Origin of the sequence: Mesorhizobium cantuariense (assembly GCF_042647205.1) — a bacterium.
GTDB classification, from domain to species: Bacteria; Pseudomonadota; Alphaproteobacteria; order Rhizobiales; family Rhizobiaceae; genus Mesorhizobium; species Mesorhizobium cantuariense.
This window is the reverse complement of the sequence record NZ_JBHRVD010000001.1, coordinates 336,312-355,687: the sequence shown is the minus strand read 5'-3', so window position 1 is coordinate 355,687 and position 19,376 is coordinate 336,312. Positions and strand designations below refer to the sequence as shown.

General features: G+C 59.3%; 12 protein-coding genes and 9 pseudogenes. 10 read left to right on the top strand and 11 right to left on the bottom strand.

The features are described from left to right. Positions 1-131 precede the first annotated feature (131 nt). On the top strand, positions 132-1,352 hold the full coding sequence (locus ACFOJ9_RS01645) for an ATP-grasp domain-containing protein (RefSeq protein ID WP_378976634.1): 1,221 nt from the start codon (positions 132-134) through the stop codon (positions 1,350-1,352). Positions 1,353-1,884: 532 nt separating this feature from the next. Beyond that, positions 1,885-2,019 (top strand): annotated as a pseudogene (locus tag ACFOJ9_RS01640) (transposase); the annotation flags it as partial. 111 nt (positions 2,020-2,130) lie between these two features. On the opposite strand, the gene ACFOJ9_RS01635 reads toward ACFOJ9_RS01640, so the two are convergent. Both ACFOJ9_RS01635 and ACFOJ9_RS01630 read right to left on the bottom strand, forming a co-directional pair. Continuing rightward, the gene (locus ACFOJ9_RS01635) at positions 2,131-2,835 is read right to left on the bottom strand and encodes a hypothetical protein (RefSeq protein ID WP_378976632.1); all 705 of its coding nucleotides are present in this window, start codon (positions 2,833-2,835) and stop codon (positions 2,131-2,133) included. 900 nt (positions 2,836-3,735) lie between these two features. Beyond that, positions 3,736-3,972: pseudogene (locus ACFOJ9_RS01630) on the bottom strand (transposase zinc-binding domain-containing protein); the annotation flags it as partial. A gap of 191 nt (positions 3,973-4,163) precedes the next feature. Here ACFOJ9_RS01630 and ACFOJ9_RS01625 point away from each other — a divergent pair. The 3 genes and pseudogenes from ACFOJ9_RS01625 to ACFOJ9_RS01615 form a co-directional block, all read left to right on the top strand. Then, positions 4,164-4,878: pseudogene (locus ACFOJ9_RS01625) on the top strand (site-specific integrase); the annotation flags it as partial. 77 nt (positions 4,879-4,955) lie between these two features. Further along, the gene (gene tnpB / locus ACFOJ9_RS01620) at positions 4,956-5,246 is read left to right on the top strand and encodes an IS66 family insertion sequence element accessory protein TnpB (RefSeq protein WP_378976630.1); all 291 of its coding nucleotides are present in this window, start codon (positions 4,956-4,958) and stop codon (positions 5,244-5,246) included. Beyond that, positions 5,246-5,567: pseudogene (locus tag ACFOJ9_RS01615) on the top strand (IS66 family transposase); the annotation flags it as partial. The gene tnpB (ACFOJ9_RS01620) and the pseudogene ACFOJ9_RS01615, both read left to right, overlap by 1 nt. A gap of 234 nt (positions 5,568-5,801) precedes the next feature. Here ACFOJ9_RS01615 and ACFOJ9_RS01610 read toward each other — a convergent pair. Further along, on the bottom strand, positions 5,802-7,202 hold the full coding sequence (locus ACFOJ9_RS01610; protein ID WP_378976628.1) for a hypothetical protein: 1,401 nt from the start codon (positions 7,200-7,202) through the stop codon (positions 5,802-5,804). Positions 7,203-7,594: 392 nt separating this feature from the next. Continuing rightward, positions 7,595-8,038: pseudogene (locus ACFOJ9_RS01605) on the bottom strand (helix-turn-helix domain-containing protein); the annotation flags it as partial. Between ACFOJ9_RS01605 and ACFOJ9_RS01600 the strand changes: the two are divergent. Next, a complete protein-coding gene (locus ACFOJ9_RS01600) occupies positions 7,953-9,065 on the top strand; it encodes an IS630 family transposase (RefSeq protein ID WP_378976626.1) in 1,113 nt (370 codons plus the stop codon). The pseudogene ACFOJ9_RS01605 and the gene ACFOJ9_RS01600 overlap by 86 nt on opposite strands. A 319-nt stretch (positions 9,066-9,384) precedes the next feature. Here ACFOJ9_RS01600 and ACFOJ9_RS01595 read toward each other — a convergent pair. Beyond that, a pseudogene (locus ACFOJ9_RS01595) lies at positions 9,385-10,476 on the bottom strand (IS110 family transposase); the annotation flags it as partial. A gap of 227 nt (positions 10,477-10,703) precedes the next feature. Here ACFOJ9_RS01595 and ACFOJ9_RS01590 point away from each other — a divergent pair. Continuing rightward, positions 10,704-11,735: an IS110 family transposase gene (locus tag ACFOJ9_RS01590; RefSeq protein WP_378976624.1), complete on the top strand. Its 1,032-nt coding sequence runs from the start codon at positions 10,704-10,706 to the stop codon at positions 11,733-11,735. A 212-nt stretch (positions 11,736-11,947) separates the two neighbouring features. Here the strand turns inward: ACFOJ9_RS01590 and ACFOJ9_RS01585 are convergent. After that, positions 11,948-12,829, bottom strand: a pseudogene (locus ACFOJ9_RS01585) (IS701 family transposase); the annotation flags it as partial. Positions 12,830-12,902: 73 nt separating this feature from the next. Between ACFOJ9_RS01585 and ACFOJ9_RS01580 the strand changes: the two are divergent. After that, the gene (locus tag ACFOJ9_RS01580; RefSeq protein ID WP_378976622.1) at positions 12,903-13,982 is read left to right on the top strand and encodes an IS5 family transposase; all 1,080 of its coding nucleotides are present in this window, start codon (positions 12,903-12,905) and stop codon (positions 13,980-13,982) included. Between the two features lie 98 nt (positions 13,983-14,080). Here the strand turns inward: ACFOJ9_RS01580 and ACFOJ9_RS01575 are convergent. The 4 genes and pseudogenes from ACFOJ9_RS01575 to ACFOJ9_RS01560 form a co-directional block, all read right to left on the bottom strand. Next, positions 14,081-14,675, bottom strand: a pseudogene (locus tag ACFOJ9_RS01575) (IS701 family transposase); the annotation flags it as partial. An 8-nt stretch (positions 14,676-14,683) separates the two neighbouring features. Continuing rightward, positions 14,684-16,324: an IS66 family transposase gene (gene tnpC, locus ACFOJ9_RS01570; protein WP_378976620.1), complete on the bottom strand. Its 1,641-nt coding sequence runs from the start codon at positions 16,322-16,324 to the stop codon at positions 14,684-14,686. 75 nt (positions 16,325-16,399) lie between these two features. Continuing rightward, positions 16,400-16,744 (bottom strand): IS66 family insertion sequence element accessory protein TnpB, encoded by a 345-nt coding sequence (gene tnpB / locus ACFOJ9_RS01565; protein ID WP_378976391.1) that lies wholly within the window; start codon positions 16,742-16,744, stop codon positions 16,400-16,402. Beyond that, entirely contained in the window at positions 16,741-16,911 is a 171-nt protein-coding gene (locus ACFOJ9_RS01560) for an IS66 family insertion sequence element accessory protein TnpB (protein WP_378976618.1), read from the bottom strand. The genes tnpB (ACFOJ9_RS01565) and ACFOJ9_RS01560 overlap by 4 nt, the downstream gene beginning before the upstream one ends. Between ACFOJ9_RS01560 and ACFOJ9_RS01555 the strand changes: the two genes are divergently transcribed. Together ACFOJ9_RS01555 and ACFOJ9_RS01550 are read left to right on the top strand one after the other, a co-directional pair. Then, the gene (locus ACFOJ9_RS01555; protein ID WP_378976616.1) at positions 16,899-17,189 is read left to right on the top strand and encodes a hypothetical protein; all 291 of its coding nucleotides are present in this window, start codon (positions 16,899-16,901) and stop codon (positions 17,187-17,189) included. The genes ACFOJ9_RS01560 and ACFOJ9_RS01555 overlap by 13 nt on opposite strands. 214 nt (positions 17,190-17,403) lie before the next feature. Beyond that, complete coding sequence (locus ACFOJ9_RS01550) at positions 17,404-18,690, top strand: ATP-grasp domain-containing protein (protein ID WP_378976614.1); 1,287 nt, start codon at positions 17,404-17,406, stop codon at positions 18,688-18,690. Positions 18,691-18,762: 72 nt separating this feature from the next. Here ACFOJ9_RS01550 and ACFOJ9_RS01545 read toward each other — a convergent pair. After that, positions 18,763-19,252: pseudogene (locus ACFOJ9_RS01545) on the bottom strand (aspartate aminotransferase family protein); the annotation flags it as partial. Between the last annotated feature and the right edge of the window lie 124 nt (positions 19,253-19,376).

Sequence of the window (19,376 nt, the reverse complement as noted above, 5' to 3'; positions counted from 1 at the left end):
ATTCTTTGCGCCTGGAAGTCGCTGACGGTAGTACATTGAGCGCAAAGTCTGAGGTCAGAGACGGCTGAACAGAGCTGATAACAATCTGCTCCCGGACAATCGCACAGCACAGAGATTCGGAGTAACAGCCAATGGCAAGAAGAGCGCTCATCCTGGTTGAAGGTACAAGGAGCAATGGTCCGATATACGTCCAAGCCGCCCAGCATCTTGGTCTTCATCCAATTACCCTGTCGGCTGATCCAACCCGCTACGACTATCTTGCGATGGAAGGAGCTGAGGCGATCCGTGTCGATACAGACAATCTCGATGCGCTCATCCGCGCATGTTCCGGGCTGCGTGCGACCTATGACATTGCTGGCATTACGTCCGCCACGGAGTCGTTCTATGCGACAGTCGGTAGGCTCTGCCGGCATTTCGGTCTACCGGGGCCTAACCCCACATCGATTGAACAATGCTGCGCCAAATTTAGTCAACGCCAGCTTCTCGCGGAGGCCGGCGTCCCAATACCTGCTTATCGCGTGGCAGCGAATGCGGCGGAGGTTGAACGCTCTGCCACGGAAATCGGCCTGCCGGTAATTCTTAAGCCAACCGTCGGCACCGGCAGCAACGGTGTCCGATTGTGCCGTGATGTCGATGAGTTAGCCGAACATACGACCCATCTGTTGGGCGGGAAGCACGTATGGCGGTCTACGCCGAGCCTACTGGTCGAAGAATTCGCACAAGGCCCTCATTATATCGTCCATACAATGGGAAACGAGGTCATTGGGATCGAGGCCGCTGACTTCGACCGCCCGCCGCATTTCGTCTTTCGTGAGGGCATCTTTCCGGCCCCGCTGGATGATGATGAACAAGAGCGTATCATCGATGTTTCGCTGCGCTGTTTGCAAGCTCTCGGCTTTGGCTGGGGGCCAACGGCTATCGAACTCCGGTGGACGAAGCTTGGCCCTGTCGTCATTGAAGTCAATCCGCGACTTGCTGGGGGAGTTGAATCGGTTCAGCTGGCTCACGGTGTCGATCTCGTCACCGAGCACATCAAGCTTGTCATCGGCGATAAATGCGATTTGCGCAGAAGGCATTCGCGCATTGCGGCCTGGCGGTCCCTACTTCCTGATCGCGATGGCATCCTCGATTGGATCGATGGCGTCAGTCTGGCAGCTGCTGTACCTGGTGTCGCCGAGGTCAAACTTTATGTTGAACACAAGATGCCAATCGTCAGGAAAGGCGATTACCGAGACTGTATGGGATATGTCATAGCCGTTTCATCCAGCCGTGCTCGGACCGAGGCGATACTTCAGCGTGCCGTCGACTTGATCGACTGGTCGATCACACCATTTCCGACCCTCCGCGAATAGCAAAATCTGTTCTGAACCGTTCAAACTGGACCGCTTTTGGCTAAACTAGTTTCCGTCCATAAACGGCAAGCTATTGATTTTGTTTAGTGAATCGCTGCTTTGCGCGAGCAAGGCCCGGCGGTTTCAGGTATCTTGGATCAAGCCACTGATTCCAATTCCCTGCCACCGCCGGAGCCGACAATGCGCCAAGAACGCACCGTCCAAGATGGGGTATTCGGCCTGGTGTCTAGCCGTCTCCCGCTGAGGAAGATGCAAAGGAGGTGCTGCGCTCCTGGCTGATGGCAAAACGTGGTCTGGACGCAACAGCCACAAGCATCAGGAAAGGAACGCAGCGTGAAGCACTATATTGGCCTGGATGTGTCGAGTGAAAGAGACCTCCGTTTGCATCATCGACGAGACCGGCAAGATTTGCTGTGAAGGAAAGGGTGTCCGCCATCCCGACGACCTCATCGCTGTTCTCAAGGATCCGAGTTGGCGGATCGAGCGAGTCGGGCTTGAGGCCGGGCCCACCCTTCACCGCAAGCTTCTGGCGATCGCCCGCGATGATGAGGTTTGCCGCCGACTGATGACAATTCCCGGAGTTGGCCCGGTCGTGGCGCTGGGCTATACCGCGACCATCGACATTCCGGCCCGGTTCCGCAATTCGAAAGCGGCTGGGCCGGTTTTAGATCACTGGGGCAACGTCATTTCTGTCCAAACAATGGGATCGGGTCACGACTACCCCGCCTCCGACACAATGGTGCAGTTTTAAAGGGCACTGTTGGCTGCGTCTATGCCGTTAGGCGACGGCCGCGAACGTCATCCGGTAAAGGGTTGCGGTGTCATAGATGGGCAGCCCTGTGATACGGCGAATTGCCGGCGTGACCATCGGGAACATCGTACATTCAAACAGGAGTGCCGCAATTTCCGGATGCGCCTCGCGAAGTCGCAATACACAGGCTGCAACATCTGACTCAATCTCGGCGACACTGGTCGGCCGTGGCGGACGCGTCATCTCGTTTTGCCACAAGGCACCGCCTTCGATACCGCCGATAACCACCCTTGCCCGTTCGGCTGGATCATCAACATCGAGCAGATCTTCGCCGCAATGCGTCGAGTCGGCGGTTAGGACGGCGATCTTTGCGTCGGCCGGTATCTGGCGAAGTAGCGTCGGGGCCAGAAGCAGGCTCGACATCGCCACAGGCACCTTCACCGACGCGGCCACTGCCGCCTGATGCCGGATACTAAACCCGCAGTCCCCGCTTATGGCCACGGCGCCTCGCTCGATCAAGCGTCTGGCGGCTGCAATGTAGGCCGGTTCGAGCGCAGAATCGCCGGGGATCACCCTGTCCGCCCAAGCTCCTTCCACTGTCTCTATAATTATCGGGAAGTCGAAAGTTGCCGGGTTGAAGACCGAGCCCGGACGCGGAGGCGGCAATTGGCCGGGCGCAAGCCCGCCTTCGAGTCCTAGGATTCCGAGAGCTTTTTGTGGTTGGCTTGTCATGGACGCAGCTTTCTCGAAAGTTATAGATGGGGCTTTTTCGCGTCCACCAAGGTCGACATCTCTACGCTTTAAGTGGGACACCGCCCGGTGCGTTCCGTCAGCGTAACGTTCTAGACTACAACTAAATCAAAAAAATTTCGCGTGGTGCAGTGGTTAGTGCTTCGGCGTCGGAATCGTGACACGAAACGTCTCGCTGATAAAATATCCGAAATCTCCATCAATCCAGTTCCCCAGACCAGGTGGAAGGTCAAGTTTGGCTTCAATGCAACTAAAAGTCCGGACATTCTGCTCGTCAAACTTACCAACGACAAAGTCGGTTCTCGCCCCGGGGAGAGGATCAAGGGAGGGTAGCAAAATAGCGCCGCTGCCGGAACGCCGGTCAGACAGCGGAGATGGCTTTGCGCGGTGACAAATTAGGGCATCCAGGCCTGCCCTCTCCACGGCTTCGAGCACCACTGCTGCCGTCTATCATATTCGGATTGCTCAAAAAATGCTCCGGCACAGGGATTTGCCGTCCGCTTCGAATTCATCGAGTGTCTCCATAACGTCGCAGGAGGGACAGATCACGCCCCGTCAAACATCTTATGAGAACTCCGCACTTCTTTTTGGACGTTCTCTGAACAACTTCTCCCAAGTCCCACTTGAGGGGCTAAGCTGTAGGGCCATTCACACTTTCTCAAGTGGGACAATCATCCCAACAGTGGCTTACGTCAAATGCAGTTTCTATATTGCTGTCATCTGGCCGCGCGATGGAATCAAAGTGCACAATCCACCAGGCACCTATTGGGGAGACCTGACATGGTGGACGGCCTCCGCTCCCGGCATCGCAATGTGCAAACGGGACCTTGTGAAATAGCTCCCGAATGAACCGGACACGATCTCCATCTTGATAAGGGATAGGATCTCGGCGCCGAGGTGCCTGGGCTCCGGGGCAATCGTGCGCAGCGTCTCGGCCGCAGCCTTGAACAGGATCGTGTAAACCCCCGTCTTGTTCTGGAAGGCGATCGCGGCGACCTCGGCCGGCAGCGTGAACACCACGTGGAAATAGGCAACCGGCAGAAGCTCGCCCTGCCGTGCGGCCAGCCAGTCCCGGCATGCCTTACCCTGACATTTGGGGCAGTGCCGGTTGCGGCAGGTAATGGGAAACGCCCATTACCTGCCCTGGACTAACCCGCTCCGCCACGGCGGAGCGGCAAGGGGGGTGTACGCCGACGGCGCGGTCTTGATGGCGTCCTCTGTCGTGCCGGTCAGGCGTTCAATAGGAGCTCCGACTGCGCGAGCATGGGGTGGCTGCTTGCAGCCCATTCCATCGGACAAAGGAGCTTGTCATGACCAACCTTCGGCAACGCATGAGCGAGGACATGCAGGTGCGCAACTTCGCGCTCACCACCCAGCTCTCCTATCCCTGCAACAGGTGTCGCTATTCGCCCGCCACTTCGGCAAGTCGCCCGACGTGCTCGGGCGCGAGGACATTCGGACCTATCAGGTCTATCTGACCAACGAGAAGAAGCTGGCGTCCGGTTCGATCCACACCGCCATCGCGGCGCTGCGCTTTCTCTACAGTGTGACGCTCGAAAGGGACTGGGCGCCTGAAGAGGTCCTCCCGTTCCCAAAGAAGCCGAAGAAGCTGCCGATCCTCCTCAGCCCCGGGGAAGTTCAGCAATTCCTCGGCTGCGTCCTCAACGTCAAACACCACGCCATCCCGACCACCTGCTATGCCGCCGGCTTGCGCATCTCGGAGGCGGTTCAGCTGAAGACCCCGGACATCGACAGCCAGAGAATGGTCATCCGCGTCGAGCAGGGCAAAGGCCAGAAGGACCGCTACGTAATGCTGTCGCCCAAGCTGCTGGAGATCCTGCGCAGCTATTGGAAGGTGCGCCGGCCAGAGGCGTGGCTCTTCCCCGGCGATCGTGCCGGCCAGCCGATCACCAGGGATGCGGTGGGACAAGCCTGCGCGAAAGCGCGCGACCTCTCCCGCTTGCCCAAACCGTCACGCCGCACAGCCTGCGGCACGCCTTTGCCGTCCATCTATTGGAGATTGGAGGCGCGAATTTCCCCGCACCTTTTGCCGTTGAGTGCTCTGAGGCAAGGTGTCCACCAAAATAGGTGGACACCTTGTGATGGAAGACGTTTTTGCGTTCTGCAATCGCCGTCGCGACCGGATGAAGCTCCTGTTCTTCGATCGGTCGGGCTTTGTGCTGGTCCTGAAGCGGCTGACCGAGGACAAGTTCCGTTGGCCGCGCCGGGAGGCAGCGGTGGTCACGCTTAAGACCGAGCAATTGCACTGGATCCTCGACGGCATCGATATCGATGCGATGGTGCGCCATCCGTGCGGCAATATCAGGTTGCCGGTTGAGGGCTCTCGAATTGAGCGGTTGACGTGGCGGCATGCTTTCGATTCAAGAATCTGATGAATCGACCCGGCGAACCGACTGTTGAGGAGTTGATGGCGCGTATTGCTGCGCTGCAGGCGGAGAACCGTCAACTCACGAACGCGTCGTCAAACTCGAGGAAGAGCTGGCGCACGACTGCATCGTTTTGCACCGCGCAGTGAAAAACACATTGACCGCCTCTTCAATGAAGCCGAACAGGCCGCGGATGAGGACGCCGCCGACAACGAAGATGGCGATGTCGTTGCCCTGCCGGATACGGGCTTGCCGGCGACCGAAGGGGCGACGGGAAAGAAGCGCGACCGCAAGGCCTTGCCGGGAAACCTGCCGCGCGAGCGCGTCGTCAGCGGCTTCGTTCAATCCTCAAACCGACTCTGCGTTCATCAAAGATGCTCTAGCCTATTGCTGAAGTTCAGGTTGCTGGTGATGACGATACTGGTTCACTCATATATCTTGCAGATGGAAGAGCAGTGCCCGATCGGCATATCGCCAGAACCAGACCTCTTCTAATCGACCAAGTTCACCTCCGCGACCTCTTCACGCGCGTGAACGTCTTGACGATCGAAGGTTGGAAATTTAGTCGATAGCGACTGGCAGTAGAATCCCGCTTCTCCCAATATTCATCACAGCATCAAAGCTTGCTCGTGACTGAAAACCTGCTAGGCGGCCACCGAATACATAACAATCAATTCCATACGCCATTTTCTTGATCGACCGGCTTGACGGGTGAAGAGCCGTAATCTCTCTGGGTCTGACGTACTCTTGCACGACGTACGGTTTGCGGGCGGCCCGGTCGATGTGTTCCTCCCACACCTCTGAGGACGTGAGACGCCCAACCAGGACATGCTCGCCACGCGTCGCGTTTGAAGGCTTCAGGACAAGATTGGCCTTGTTCTGCCGGATATAGCTGATGAGCTCGATCCGACGCCGTTCCGGGTCAGTTGTCACTCCCGCTCTAACAAGGCGGGTCCATGCAACATGGCGTGCAATAAACTCGATCTGCTCGGCATTGAAGTTCGAGTGGAATCGATCATCGCTGAGTACAGCAAGAATGGCCTTATCAGACAATACCCACTGGGAGATCCACGGGTTTATCGACACGACCTCTTGTGCCGCACAGGCGTCTAAGTAGTCTCTACATTCGTCAGCTTCCGCCATTTCTCTCACATCGAGTTTATTGTAAACAAGCTCGATAAGTTCGCCGTCCGGCCCGACTAGCCCACGGGGCGTTCGCTTCATCTCGCAAACATCTAGCAACGCTGCTTTGGCGCCTGCGTGCCTTAAACCATCCACAATCCAATCTACTTCGTTCGTATAACGGCCGCGAAAGTTAACTACGGCGGCGGTTCTGAGTTCGCGTCCACTCGCAGCGCGAAAGGTAGACACCAGCTCTCGGACAAAGCAGTTTGGATCTTTCGCGAAAGGCTGCTTGGTCACGTCGAGTGACAGACCATGTGTCAACGGGTTGGGTATCTGGCTCCAGATTTTCGCGGCAAGTCCGTTCTGAATAACGCCGCCAGGTCCTTCTGTATTCGTTTCAATTATTTTATAATAGCCATCAATACCGATAAGTCCATCCAGTCGACATATTGTTACGATCGGTCTATACTTTGGGAGGCAAGCGATCAAATGACGCAAATGTTTATATGATGGAAATAGATCTTGCATCTCATGATTGAAACAATACATCTCTGCCGCGACATCAAGGAGCTTTATGATAACTTCAGCAGTAACGCTGAGGTGATTGACCAGCGCTCTGTCTATCGCAAGGGGTCGGAGACATACGGGATACGCCCGGCCCTCAAAGTGCATACCCGCCTCTGCAATCGCGCTGGACAGTTCGTCTTGAGTTTCCCAGATCGAGGCTGAATCGCAGGTTGCGAGCTCGCAGAGGCGGCGCTCAATTTGAGCATCCGCCTCGCTGATTGCAGGCACCGTCGCAATTGCAGCTAGTCCCGACGCCATCTGAGTTGTCATTGGCAGCTCCTATCTAGTGGCCTTATAGGCATTGGAATTTCGCGCGACCCGACAGATTCTTGGGCACAGCGCGAGTTTGGTTCTAGGATCGATCTGGTCAGGCAGTCAGCAAGCCGCCAGAGCGCGGCAAATCTCGTCGCTGACGGCACTCGAAAAATAGTGTGTTTGCGCTTTTTCAGGAACTGCCAATTCTGGTGGCTTGACGCTGCCACGATTCCGCGGTTTCCGATCCTCCGGCGGTTCATCTCTGCGGAGACTACATTACTGTAGCTCTCGACGTGACGGCGACGAGAGTTGCGGCCGCGCCGCGGCACGATTGGCCGTTTCCGATGCGGATCTCAGCGACGCCAGGGGTCCAAATGGTATTTCCGTCTTTTTCCAGTCGGGACTTAATCCTCGACCGCATCGACGCCGCCTCTCAGGAACCGGGTCATATAAGCGGTGGAAGGTGGCGCGGGGAATGCCGAGCTTTTCCAGCGTGCGGCGCGCCGGTAGATGCGACTGCTCGACGAGCCGGATGATCTCCAGCTTCTCGGTGGCGGGATATCTCATTCGTCGTCGCCTCCATCCGCGATCATGCTTTTTTTGAGGAGCCGCAGTTCCAGCGCCTGCAACCTCCTTCAGACCGCGGGGCTCGCAACGCAACAGCTTGACCTCGTCGGTGGTGGCGGCGCGCCGTGTCGCCGGCCAGCCGCTTCTTGCCGGCTTCGAGGAACTCCATCGACCAGTTGTAATACAGGCTCTCGGCGAATGCCTTCGCGCCGGCACAGACCCTCCAGCACGATTTCGTTGACCGTTTCGCCGATCGATCGCCAGCGCCTGACGGCGCTGCTCAGGGATCGTAATGCGCCGCAGAAGCATGTCTGGCGCGCCGAGATCGTTCTGTTGAGTGACGACGGCGTGGGCACCGTCGAGATCATGCGGCAAACCGGCAAGTCCAAGACCTGCGTGTGGCGCTGGCAGGAGCGCTTCGCCGCCGAAGGCTTCGAAGGGCTGCTGCGCGACAAGACGCGGCCCTCGCGCATTGCGCCACTCGGACCCGAGGTGGCCGAGCGCGTGGTAGCGCTGACGCTTGCAGACCCGCCGGGCGAGACGACGCACTGGACCGCCGACATGATGGCGACGGCGGCCGGCATCAGCGCCAGCGCGGTGCGCCGCATCTGGAAGACGCACGGGCTGCAGCCAAATCGCTGGCGGCAGTTCAAGCTCTCCAACGATCCGAAATTCGTCGACAAGCTGCGCGACGTCGTCGGCCTCTATGTTGATCCGCCGGCCCACGCCATCGTGCTGTCGGTCGATGAGAAGAGCCAGATCCAGGCGCTCGACCGCACGCAGCCTGGTCTGCCCATGAAGAAGGGACGGCTCGGCACCATGACGCACGACTACAAACGGCATGGCACGACCACGCTGTTTGCCGCCCTCAACGTGCTGGACGGCACCGTCATCGGCAAGAACATGCAGCGCCACCGCCACCAGGAGTTCATCCGCTTCCTCAACGCCATCGAGGCGCAAGTGCCGGCCGGCAAGGCCGTCCACGTCATCCTCGACAACTACGCCGTTCACAAGCATCCCAAGGTGCGTGCCTGGCTCGACCGCCATCAACGCTTTACCTTCCACTTCACCCCGACCTCGTGCTCGTGGCTCAACGCCGTCGAGGGCTTCTTTGCCAAACTGTCGAAGCGGCGCCTCAAGCGAGGCGTCTTCCACTCGGTCGTCGACCTCCAGGCGGCAATCAACCGCTTTCTCGCTGAGCACAACCAGAAACCAAAGCCCTTCACTTGGGCCGCCGACCCAGACAAAATCATCGCTGCCGTTAAACGCGGGCACCAAGCGTTGGATTCCATCCACTCTCATGATTGCTGACAATAGCCTTTGGCATAGGTTGCAGTCGGCCGAATCCGATCGGCGGCCGAGGTACTTGTACGGCGGATATGAGGTGCAAGAGGCGGGACTTGAACGTCGGTCAACAATCTCTCATCCGCGGGTCGAGCCGCATGACCTTGTTTCGTTTGGGGCTGCCTCTGTCTAGGTGGCGAGCGTCAAGGCTCATAGTGGAGACGAGGGCTCCCCGGCATTGTCCCGCCTCCAGCACCGTATATCGCGCCGAGGCTGATGTTGGATGTTGCGATCTCCTCTCCTGGCTGCCTGTCAAGTTGATGTCATGCCGCCTTTGGGGTGATTGAACCGTGCAGGCGATCGACCAGATGAAGCCCACCATCTCGCGTGCGATGGCGACATTGACGACGTTGGCGTTCTTGCCGCGCGCGCTGAGCCGACGATATCGGGTACACAGTCGAACCTGCGCTTTCCATCCGATGTCGCGAACGACTTTTGGCAACGCCTCGATTCGATCGACCTTGTGACGGCCGATGCGCGGCCTCATCCGGTAAGCCCAGGCGCCTTCGACCAGCGCGCGCCGGGCATGGGTGTTGCCGGTCTTGGTGATGCCGCCGCGCCAGACGCTCTCGCCGCTCGATCGCTCGCCCGGGACCAAGCCGAAATAGGCCATGAGCTGACGTGGGTTTGAGAAGCGTGTGAAGTCACCGACCTCCGCGACCAGCACCACGGCATTGATCAGCGCGATCCCGCGCATCGCCTGCAAGGCGTCAACGACCGGGCGCTGGTCCCATTCCGGGAGAAGGCTGAGTATCTGTTCCTCGACCTGCCGCAGGCGCCGTTCCGCATCCATGACGGCATCGACGTAGTCCTGAAATGCGATCTGCTGAGCGGGATGTTCGAAGGCCAATGTCGAAAGCCATCGCCGATAAGCCATTCGCCAGGCGGTTCCCCGCTCGTGCTTGCGTCCGTGACGCAGCAGAAATCCTTGAAGATGTTGGCGCGCTCGCGTCACCACTTGTCGCACGACGCTGCGCAGCCGGATCAGGTCGCGCATGGCTTCATGATCGGCGTCGGGCACCCAGACCGGCGTCAACTCGCCGGCCCGGTGGAGGCGGGCGAGCATGGTCGCATCGCGACGGTTCGTCTTCACGCGATCGCCGGGCTTCTTCGGAATCAGTGACGGCGCCACCACGTCGCATCGATGGCCGAGGCTTGTCAGTTGGCGATGAACGCCATAGCCGCACGGTCCGGCCTCATAGCAAAACACCAGCGGTTTACCGGACTTCCCCAGACGATCGCACAGCTTGCTGATGGCATCAGGGTCATTCGCAATCTCGCCAAGATACTCCACCGAACCGGAGCGCCCGTTCTCCGCCACCGCGATTGAAATCCGTTCTTTGTGAATATCCAAACCGACAAATCGGGTATGTTCCATGTGGCCCGTCTCCTATGCATGAGGCTCTGTGCCGGCCCAGCCGGCTTAACCCTCGTACCGTTGCATATCGGATGACGGGCCGCCCTCAGGCCCAGCAATCATAGGGACTAGATGCCGTAATGGGCCGGCCTTCGCGAGCATAGCCAGGTTGGGTGGCTGTCCCTCAGAATGATGGTGTTGAAACGGAGTCCGAGCGATCGGCTCCAAACATCATGAGAGGAACAGCCATGGAACATTATGCGGGAATCGATGTCTCTCTGGAAGAGAGCAGCGTGTGCATTGTTGACGCGACCGGAACGATCATGCGCGAGGTCAAGATCGCCAGCGAGCCGGAGGCGCTGGTCCGCTATTTCGACGAACTGGAATTGTCTGTTAGTCGCATTGGGCTCGAGGCCGGGCCATTGTCGCAATGGCTGCATGCCGGGCTTGTGGCCGCCGGACGCGATGCGATTTTGCTCGAGACGCGGCACGTGAAGGCGGCGCTCTCGGCTATGACGGTGAAGACCGACCGGAAAGATGCACGCGGGATCGCCCAACTGCTGAGGATGGGATGGTACCGTCCGGTTCATGCCAAATCGGTGACTTGCAAGGATAGCCGAGCCCTTCTTGTTGGACGCAAGCTTCTGCAAGGCAAGCTTCTCGACGTCGAACTTAGCATCCGCGGGATCTTGCGCGGCTATGGGCTGAAGGTCGGAGAGGTCAGTCGTGGAAAGTTTGAGACGCGCATCCGGGAGCTGACAGCAGGCCACGTCACTTTGGAGACGGTGATTGGTGCGATGCTGGCGGCGCGGATGGCGTTGTGGTGCGAGTTCAGCAAGCTCCATCGCGAGATGCTGAAGATCGCGCGCGCTGATAAGGTCTGCCACAGATTGATGAGCACACCTGGCGTTGGGGCCTTGGTCGCCCTGACCTATCGCTCGGCGGTGGACGACCCGATGCGGTTTGGAAAATCCAGTACGGTCGGAGCCTACTTCGGGCTTACGCCCAAAAAATATCAATCCGGTGAGACCGATCGGGACGGTGGTGTCAGCAAGGTCGGCGACGCCATGGTGCGAACTGCGCTCTTTGAAGCTGCGCACGTCATGCTGACGCGGGCGATCCGCTTCTCGAGCCTGAAGCACTGGGCGCTCGACGTGGCGAAACGCCGGGGCATGAAGCGCGCCAAGGTGGCCCTTGCCCGCAAGTTGGGCGTCGTGCTCCATCGCATGTGGGTGGATGCGACCGATTTCCGCTGGAGTAAGGCCGCAGCGATGGCATAGGAGATAGAGCGTTCGGAGCGAGCCGAAACGGCAGCGCTCTCCTGAGGTCCCGTCGCCGGGACGAGGGCTTGGCAAGGTCGTGTGTAGTGCTGTGAATGCTTCGGCAAACCACGCTTCCTAGATTGACCTGTCAGCTCTGGATCTGATGGCATAGTGTGGCGGCCTTCGCGCTGACCACGGACAGAAGCATGATCCTGGCGACGAGATATCGTTCAGAGAGGACTTGACGAACGAAGGCCCATTACAGAAGCATTACTTTGGCAGTTTAGGTTTGAGGGCGTGTGCGAGCAGCTTCTGACAGTGAGGACATCTGCGGGGTGGCGACCGCGTGAAGAGGTCGAGAATGGCTTGTCTAACAGCTGGCATGCTCGGTTTGTGGCGGTGGTCCGCCGACTCTTTTTTTTCCGTCCCGCTGCTTTGAGGCGGCGGGCTTGGAGAAAGGCGTAGGCGATCATGGTCATCAAGGCGTGTCGATGTAATCCAGTCCATGATCGGCCTTCGAAGTGGTCGAGGCCGAGTTCCTCCTTCAATTGCTGATGTGCCTGCTCACAGACCCACCTGGCCTTGATCGTGGCGGCGAGCATCTTGAGGCTCGCATCGGCCGGTAAGTTCGACACATAGTATTTTTGCTCGCCAGTCGACCGGCGTTCGCCGACGAGCCAGACCTCCTCGCCTGGCATGCACTGCACGCGATTGTCGAGCATGCGGTGCTTATGACCATCCGCAACGCGGACACGGCGAGCCGCAAACAAACAAGTCAGCCGACCTTTAGTGCCGCGCCGCCAGCTTATCTTGTGCCATCTCTCACCAGACAGCATCACCTCGGCAGAGACCGGCGGCTGGTCCGGGATGTGATATTGGCGACGCCTGCCGGTGGTCGCGACCGGGAAGATCAGATCAACATCGGCCGGATAGACGTTTTGGCGCCGCGATAGTCCTACCGCCCACAGCAGACCGCGCTCACTCAAAGCCTGACGAAAAGAGCTGCTCGACCCGTAGCCCGCGTCGGCAAGCACACAGCCGAAACGCGCGCCGGAGGCGATGACACGATCGATCTCTTCGATGGCGATCTCCGGCTTTGTCAGAGCGACCTGGAGGTCTCGAAAAACCTCTCCATTTTGACCGGTTTGTGATTCACTGCCGTTGCGATTTGGAAGGAGGGATTGGATGCGGGGACAGGCCGGGTTCTGGGATATCGATGAGCGCTATGCTCGGCTAAGCGAAGCCGGCGATCCCCTGGAGAAGTTGAACGCCGTTGTGCCGTGGGAGGTTTTCCGCAAGCCTTTGGCCAAGGTGCTGAAGCGCTCGGACGGCGCCAGGGGCGGTCGTCCTGCCTACGCCCCGGTGATGATGTTCAAGATCATGGTGCTGCAGGCGCTCTACGGGCTGTCCGACGACCAGGCCGAGTTCCAGATCCAGGACCGGCTGTCCTTCATGCGCTTCCTCGGACTGGGGCTCGGCGACAGAGTGCCAGACGCCAAGACGATTTGGCTGTTTCGCGAGCATCTGACGCAGGCCTGCGCGGTGGAGAACCTGTTTGCCCGCTTCGACAAGCACCTCGCCAAGGCCGGCTATCTGGCGATGGGCGGGCAGATCGTCGACGCCACCATCGTGGCGGCGCCGAAGCAGCGCAACACCGACGCCGAGAAGGCCGACATCAAGGCGGGCAAGGTGCCGGACGCATGGAAGGAGAAGCCGGCCAAGCTGCGCCAGAAGGATCGCGATGCCCGCTGGACGGTGAAGTTCTCCAAGGCCAAGGTCGCCGAGGAGGGAAAGGCGCAGCAGCGCGACATCGCCATTCCCGCTTTCGGCTACAAGAACCATGCCGCCATCGACCGCCGGCACGGCTTCATCCGCGGCTGGAACGTCACGAGCGCATCCGCCTATGACGGCGCGCAGCTTCGCAACGTGCTCAACCGCGCCAATACCGGGTCTACGGTCTGGGCCGACACCGCCTATCGCTCGAAGAAGAACGAGGAGTGGCTCGACCGGAACGGATATGTCTCCGAAATCCACCACAAGAAGCCGAAGGGCCGGCCTATGAGCGAAGCGACGTCGCGGGCCAACGGCCGGCGCTCAAAGACCCGAGCCTTCGTCGAGCACGTCTTCGCCCGTCAGAAGGCGCAGATGAAACTCTTCATCCGCACGATCGGCATCGCCCGCGCCAGGACCAAGATCGGCATGACGAACCTCGCCTACAATCTGATGCGCTACGTCTGGCACCAGGGGCGAACTGCGCCTGCATGACGCCAAAAGCGGCGGAAAACGCCGCCGCGACGCCAAACTCGGCACCCAGCATCAACCTCAACGACCAAAACCGAAGCCACTTCCCGCCATCAGCCCGGGCCGAACCGCTTTGCCGCCCCACAGGTCTCGGAAATGCCGTAGTTCGAGGTGCCCACCTGTCGATCCTTCGGGACGCGCGCCCGCATCATCCGCTCGGGATCATTCGTCCAGGTGTCGGGCAGGAAGAGCCGAAGGCCCACCATCACCGGCACTTCGCGCGAGGCCAGGGTCACCGACACCAGTGACTGGCAATTGGACGTCTTGCCAAGCGACGAAGCGTATTGAGGCGCGACACCAACCGAATGTTGTCCCTTCTTCGGTAACGCTGTGTCGTCGATGACGAGAAAACCCGCCTCATCGCCGACCAGGCGATCTGCCTCCTTCAGCAGGGCGGCCTCGAGCGGAGCGCTGTCCCAAACCCCTGCCGCGACGAAATGATGAAGCTGATCGTAGCCGACCTCGCCAGTGCGCGCGGCCATCGGTTGTACGCTCTTACGGTCGCCCGGCCCGATCAGACCAGCAATGTACAGCGGACACATCCGGCGCCGAGCTGGATGCGAAAGACCTGCCAAAAACGGTTGAAGCCAGTGCTCGAGATCGGCTTGCCAGTCCACATCCATTGATCGGCCCTCCACAAGCCGACCTCCCATGAATGTAAGCGGTTAGCTGACGGCGTCTGGTTTGAAGTTCCAGGGCATGAGCATTTCGATTTTGGCTGCGGGCCAGCGCTGAGCGATGCGGGTCAAGGTCTGGGAGAGCCAGGCGAGTGGGTCGACGCCATTCATTTTACAGGTTTGCAGAAGTGTCGCGACGGTGGCCCAGGTGCGTCCACCGCCCTCGCTTCCAGCGAAGAGACTATTTTTTCTCGTAATTGTCTGGGGCCTGATTGCACGCTCGACGATATTGGAGTCGATCTCGATACGACCGTCCATCAGAAAGCGTTCCAGCGCCTCCCGCCGGGTGAGCGCGTAGCGGATCGCCTCGGCAGTCTTGGATTTTCCGGAGACCTTGTGCAGTTCTTTTTCCCACAGGTCGAAGAGGCTCGCGACAATGGCCGCGGACTTTTCCTGACGCAGCGCGGCGCGGCTCCCAGCATCCTTGCCGCGAACCTCGTCCTCGACCTTCCACAATTCGGTCATGGCGGTGATCGTTGCCGTCGCGGCCTGTGAGATCCCGCTGATGTGCAGATCGTAAAACTTGCGCCGCAGATGCGCCCAGCACCCTGCGAGCCGGATTGTTTCATTGCCGCCGGCTTTGGCCCGTGCCTTGACCAGGTTAGTATAGGCCGAGTAGCCATCCACTTGCAGGATGCCCCCGAATCCAGCGAGGTGACGCGCCACGCAATCGGCGCCCCTGCTATCTTCAAAGCGATAAGCAACCATCGGTGGGCTGGTCCCGCCGAACGGTCGATCATCACGCGCGTAGGCCCACAACCAGGCTTTCGTGGTTTTCCCGGACCCAGGGGCAAGGGTGGGCAAGGTCGTCTCGTCGGCGAAGACCCTTTCGCCCTCCTTCACACGCTCCAGGATATAATCGGCGAGCATCTGCAATTCAAAGCCCAGATGTCCCATCCACTGCGCCATCAGCGACCGGCTGATCTCGACACCGTCGCGCAGATAGATCGCCTCCTGCCGGTAAAGCGGGAGGCCATCGGCGTATTTCGAGACAGCGATATAGGCGAGCAACCGCTCCGTCGGCAGGCCGCTTTCAACGATGTGCGCCGGCGCCAGAGCCTGGACCACGCCGTCACGGCCCCGGAAGGCGTATTTGGGACGGCGCGTGACGATGACCCGGAACTTCGGCGGCACGACGTCCAGCCGTTCAGAGCGATCCTCACCGATCAGAACCTTTTCCAACTCCTCGCAGTCGGCCGGGATTTCCGGCTCGATAACGTCCTCGATGCGTTCGAGGTGGGCGGCAAAACCCTTGCGCGGGCGCGGGGCACGCTTCGGCTTTTCCCCGGCCGCGTGAGCAAGTTCGCTCCGGATCGCCGAAAGGCCGGTCTCGACCTCCTCGAAGACAAAGGAGGCCTGCTCGTCGTCGATGGCCAGGCGTAGCCGCTCGGAACGCGTGCCATGTTGCGTGCGCTGCAAAACTTTCAGGATCGACGTGAGGTTGGCAATACGCTCGTTGGCGCTTTTCTCGACGGCTTTCAGCCGGGTGACCTCCGTCTCAGATGCTGCGATCCGAGCTTCGGCGACTGCGATCCGGGCCTCGCTCGCAGCCTGCTCGCGAGCCATGGAAAGGATCATCGCCTTCAGCGCATCAACGTCGTCGGGAAGGGCAAGATCCGGTAGAACCATGGCAAGCAGCAGAGCACAAAAACAGCCGCTTTCCCAACCGTTACAGCCCCATGATTCATCTTGCCGCAGCCGGTTTCAGCCCGTCGATAACGGCCGCCTGACCCTGGCCGGACGGATCTTTTTCCAGTCTAGCCCGGCCAGAAGCGCCATCAACTGGGCGTGGTCGAGACGCATGCGCGCGGCCGATATCGCAGACCAGCAGAAGCTGTGCTCTTCCAACGTTTTCGAATAAAGGCACACCCCGCTGCCGTCCCACCACACGATGCGAACCCGGTCCGCACGCTTCGAACGGAATACGTGAAGCGCCCCCGAGAACGGGTCCAGGCCGCCGTCCCTGACCAGCGCCATCAAAGATGCCGCGCCCTTGCGGAAGTCGACCGGCTGGCACGACACGTAAACAACCACACCGGAAGCGATCATGCCTTGCGAACCGCGCGGATGATCCTCGCCAGGCGATCGGGATCAACATCGCCGCCGGCGCGCACCACGGCATCGCCAATGACGATTTCCACCGTGTCGCTGCCCACCGCTTCAAAGCGCGTGAACTTCGCCGGCTTGCTCGCTGCCTCCGTCAGTGGCGCAACCATGCCCGAAAGCGCCTTGCGGCGGACCCGCCACGATCACCATCAGGGCCGACAATAGTGGTGAGATCGCCTTTGGCGCTCTGCAAGCCGGCCTCGATCTGAGCTACAGCCCCTCGACGGTCTGCTTCACGTGGGCCGGCTTCGACGAAATGGACGAAGCCACAGGTGATGGCTCCGCCGAACTGCTCGACGACGGCTCCATCGAGATCGCATTCGCCTATCACAATGGCGATGAGGCCATCCTCAAAGCCAAGCGCGACACTTCTTCAACAGCCTGCTAGCGCAACCACCATCATCTTGAATGTACGGCGAGCATAATGGCCGCCAGTAAATCAACACATGGCAACACATCCTTCAAATAACTTCACAGAATCTTTGCGACCGCAGATTGCTGACAATGATATATCACCGCGGTGTCTGAGGTCCGGCACGCGTAAAAGACTGGTGCCGATTTATGTCCAGACGCCGGACAAAATGCAACGGAGGGCAACGCCCATGGCAAGAAGAGCGCTCATCATAGTTGAAGGCCATAGGCGTCTTGGTCTGCTGTTCGTCCAAGCGGCCCAGCGTCTTGGTCTTCATCCAATTACCCTGTCAGCTGATCCAGCTCAGTACGACTATCTTGCGGCGGTAGGCATTGAGGCAATCCGTGTTGATACGGATAACCTCGATGCGTTGATCCACGAATGTTCCCGGCTAAGCGCGAGCTATGACATTGCTGGCATTACGGGCGCCGAGGAGGAGGTCTATGCGACAGTTGGCAAGCTCTGCCGGTATTTTGATCTGCCGGGACCCAACCCGGAGTTGGTTGAACGATGCTGCGACAAATTCGCTCAACGTCAGCTCCTGGCGGAGGCCGGCGTGCCAATGCCTGCTTACCGTGTGGCAGCGAATGCGACGGAGGTTGAAAGCGCTGCCGTGGAAATCGGCCTGCCGGTAGTTCTTAAGCCAGCCGTGGGCACCGGCAGCAGCGGTGTCCGATTGTGCGGCAACATCGATGAATTAGCCGAACATAGGACCTATCTGTTGGGCGGGAAGCACATATGGCGGTCTTCGCCGAGGATACTGGTCGAAGAATTCGCGCAAGGCCCATTCTATAGCACCGATATAATAGGAAATGAGGTCATTGGGATTTGCACCGCTGACTTCGACCGACCACCGCATTTCATCTTCCGTGGGTGCACCCATCCGGCCCCGCTGACTGATGACGAGTATAAACGTATCGCCGATGTTTCGCTGAGCTGCTTGCAAGCTCTCGGCCTTGGCTGGGGGCCAACAACCGTTGAACTCCGATGGACGGAACGTGGCCCAGTCGTCATCGAAGTCAATCCGCGTCTTGCGGGTGGGACCAATCCTAAACTGGTTCAGCTGGCTTACGGCGTCGATCTCGTCACCGAACATCTCAAGCTTGTCATCGGCGACAGCTGCGATTTGCGCAGACGGCATTCCCACGCTGCTGCCATGCGGAACCTACTTCCTGATCGCGATGGCATCCTCGATTGGATCAGCGGCGACAGTCGGGCGGCTGCTGTACCAGGCGTCGCCGAGGTCGAATTGTTTGTTGAACCCAACACCCCAATCGTCAGGAAAGGAGATTACCGAGATACCATCGGATGTGTCATCGCCGCTTCACCCAACCCAGCTCGGACCGAGGCGATACTTCAGCGTGCCGTCGACTTGGTCGATTGGTCGATCACACCATTTCCGAGTCTTGGCGAAAAGGAACAATCAGCGCGCCATGACCTCCCCGCACCAGCGGACGTGCCGCCACGTAAGAGGTGATGTTCGCAGTCGCGCCGTTCGCCGCCGCTTTGCCACCGTACCGGTCCCTAAATGCGGGTAGTTCGAGGTATCCAGTTGATCGAGTTCGACGGCTCGTCCCGCGGAAAATTCGCCTTCGGTCTCCCCAGGGTTTGCGCCCCAGTAATGATGCGGAACACCGGTGTGGACGACCTGCGAAAGCGGGCGTCCATATTGTCGCAATAAAAGCTCATGCCCGTCATTGAACCAGATACGACAGAGCAACCGTGACACCCAACTCACCCGAGATGATCTTGTTCGGCTTGCCGCGGAGGTTGTTATAATATCAGACGAGCTTAGCCTGGGAGGCGATCGGAGAGGATCGCGAGTTCGTCCGTCGTCTGGGCAGCGTAAGAATGGTAATAAGCAAGACGATAAGCCTAGCGGACATCGCTTCAGCGACTTCGGCACGGCTGTAGCGGACATTCAGGCAACAAAGGCCGGCGAACCCGCCGATCAGTTGGTTGCCATGCGCGTCCTGGATGCGAATACCCTTGCCCGTTTCGACGATGGTTGGTTCACCCAGCCTGCCGGTAGCGACATCATAACAAAATAAGGTCCGAGCATAACAAATCTGGTCTAACCAACAGGCGTCGTAAGGTTGAAGTTCAACGCTAATAATCCATGTCAAAAGGGGAGCTTTCTCATGCCTAACAGACGCCGATTTA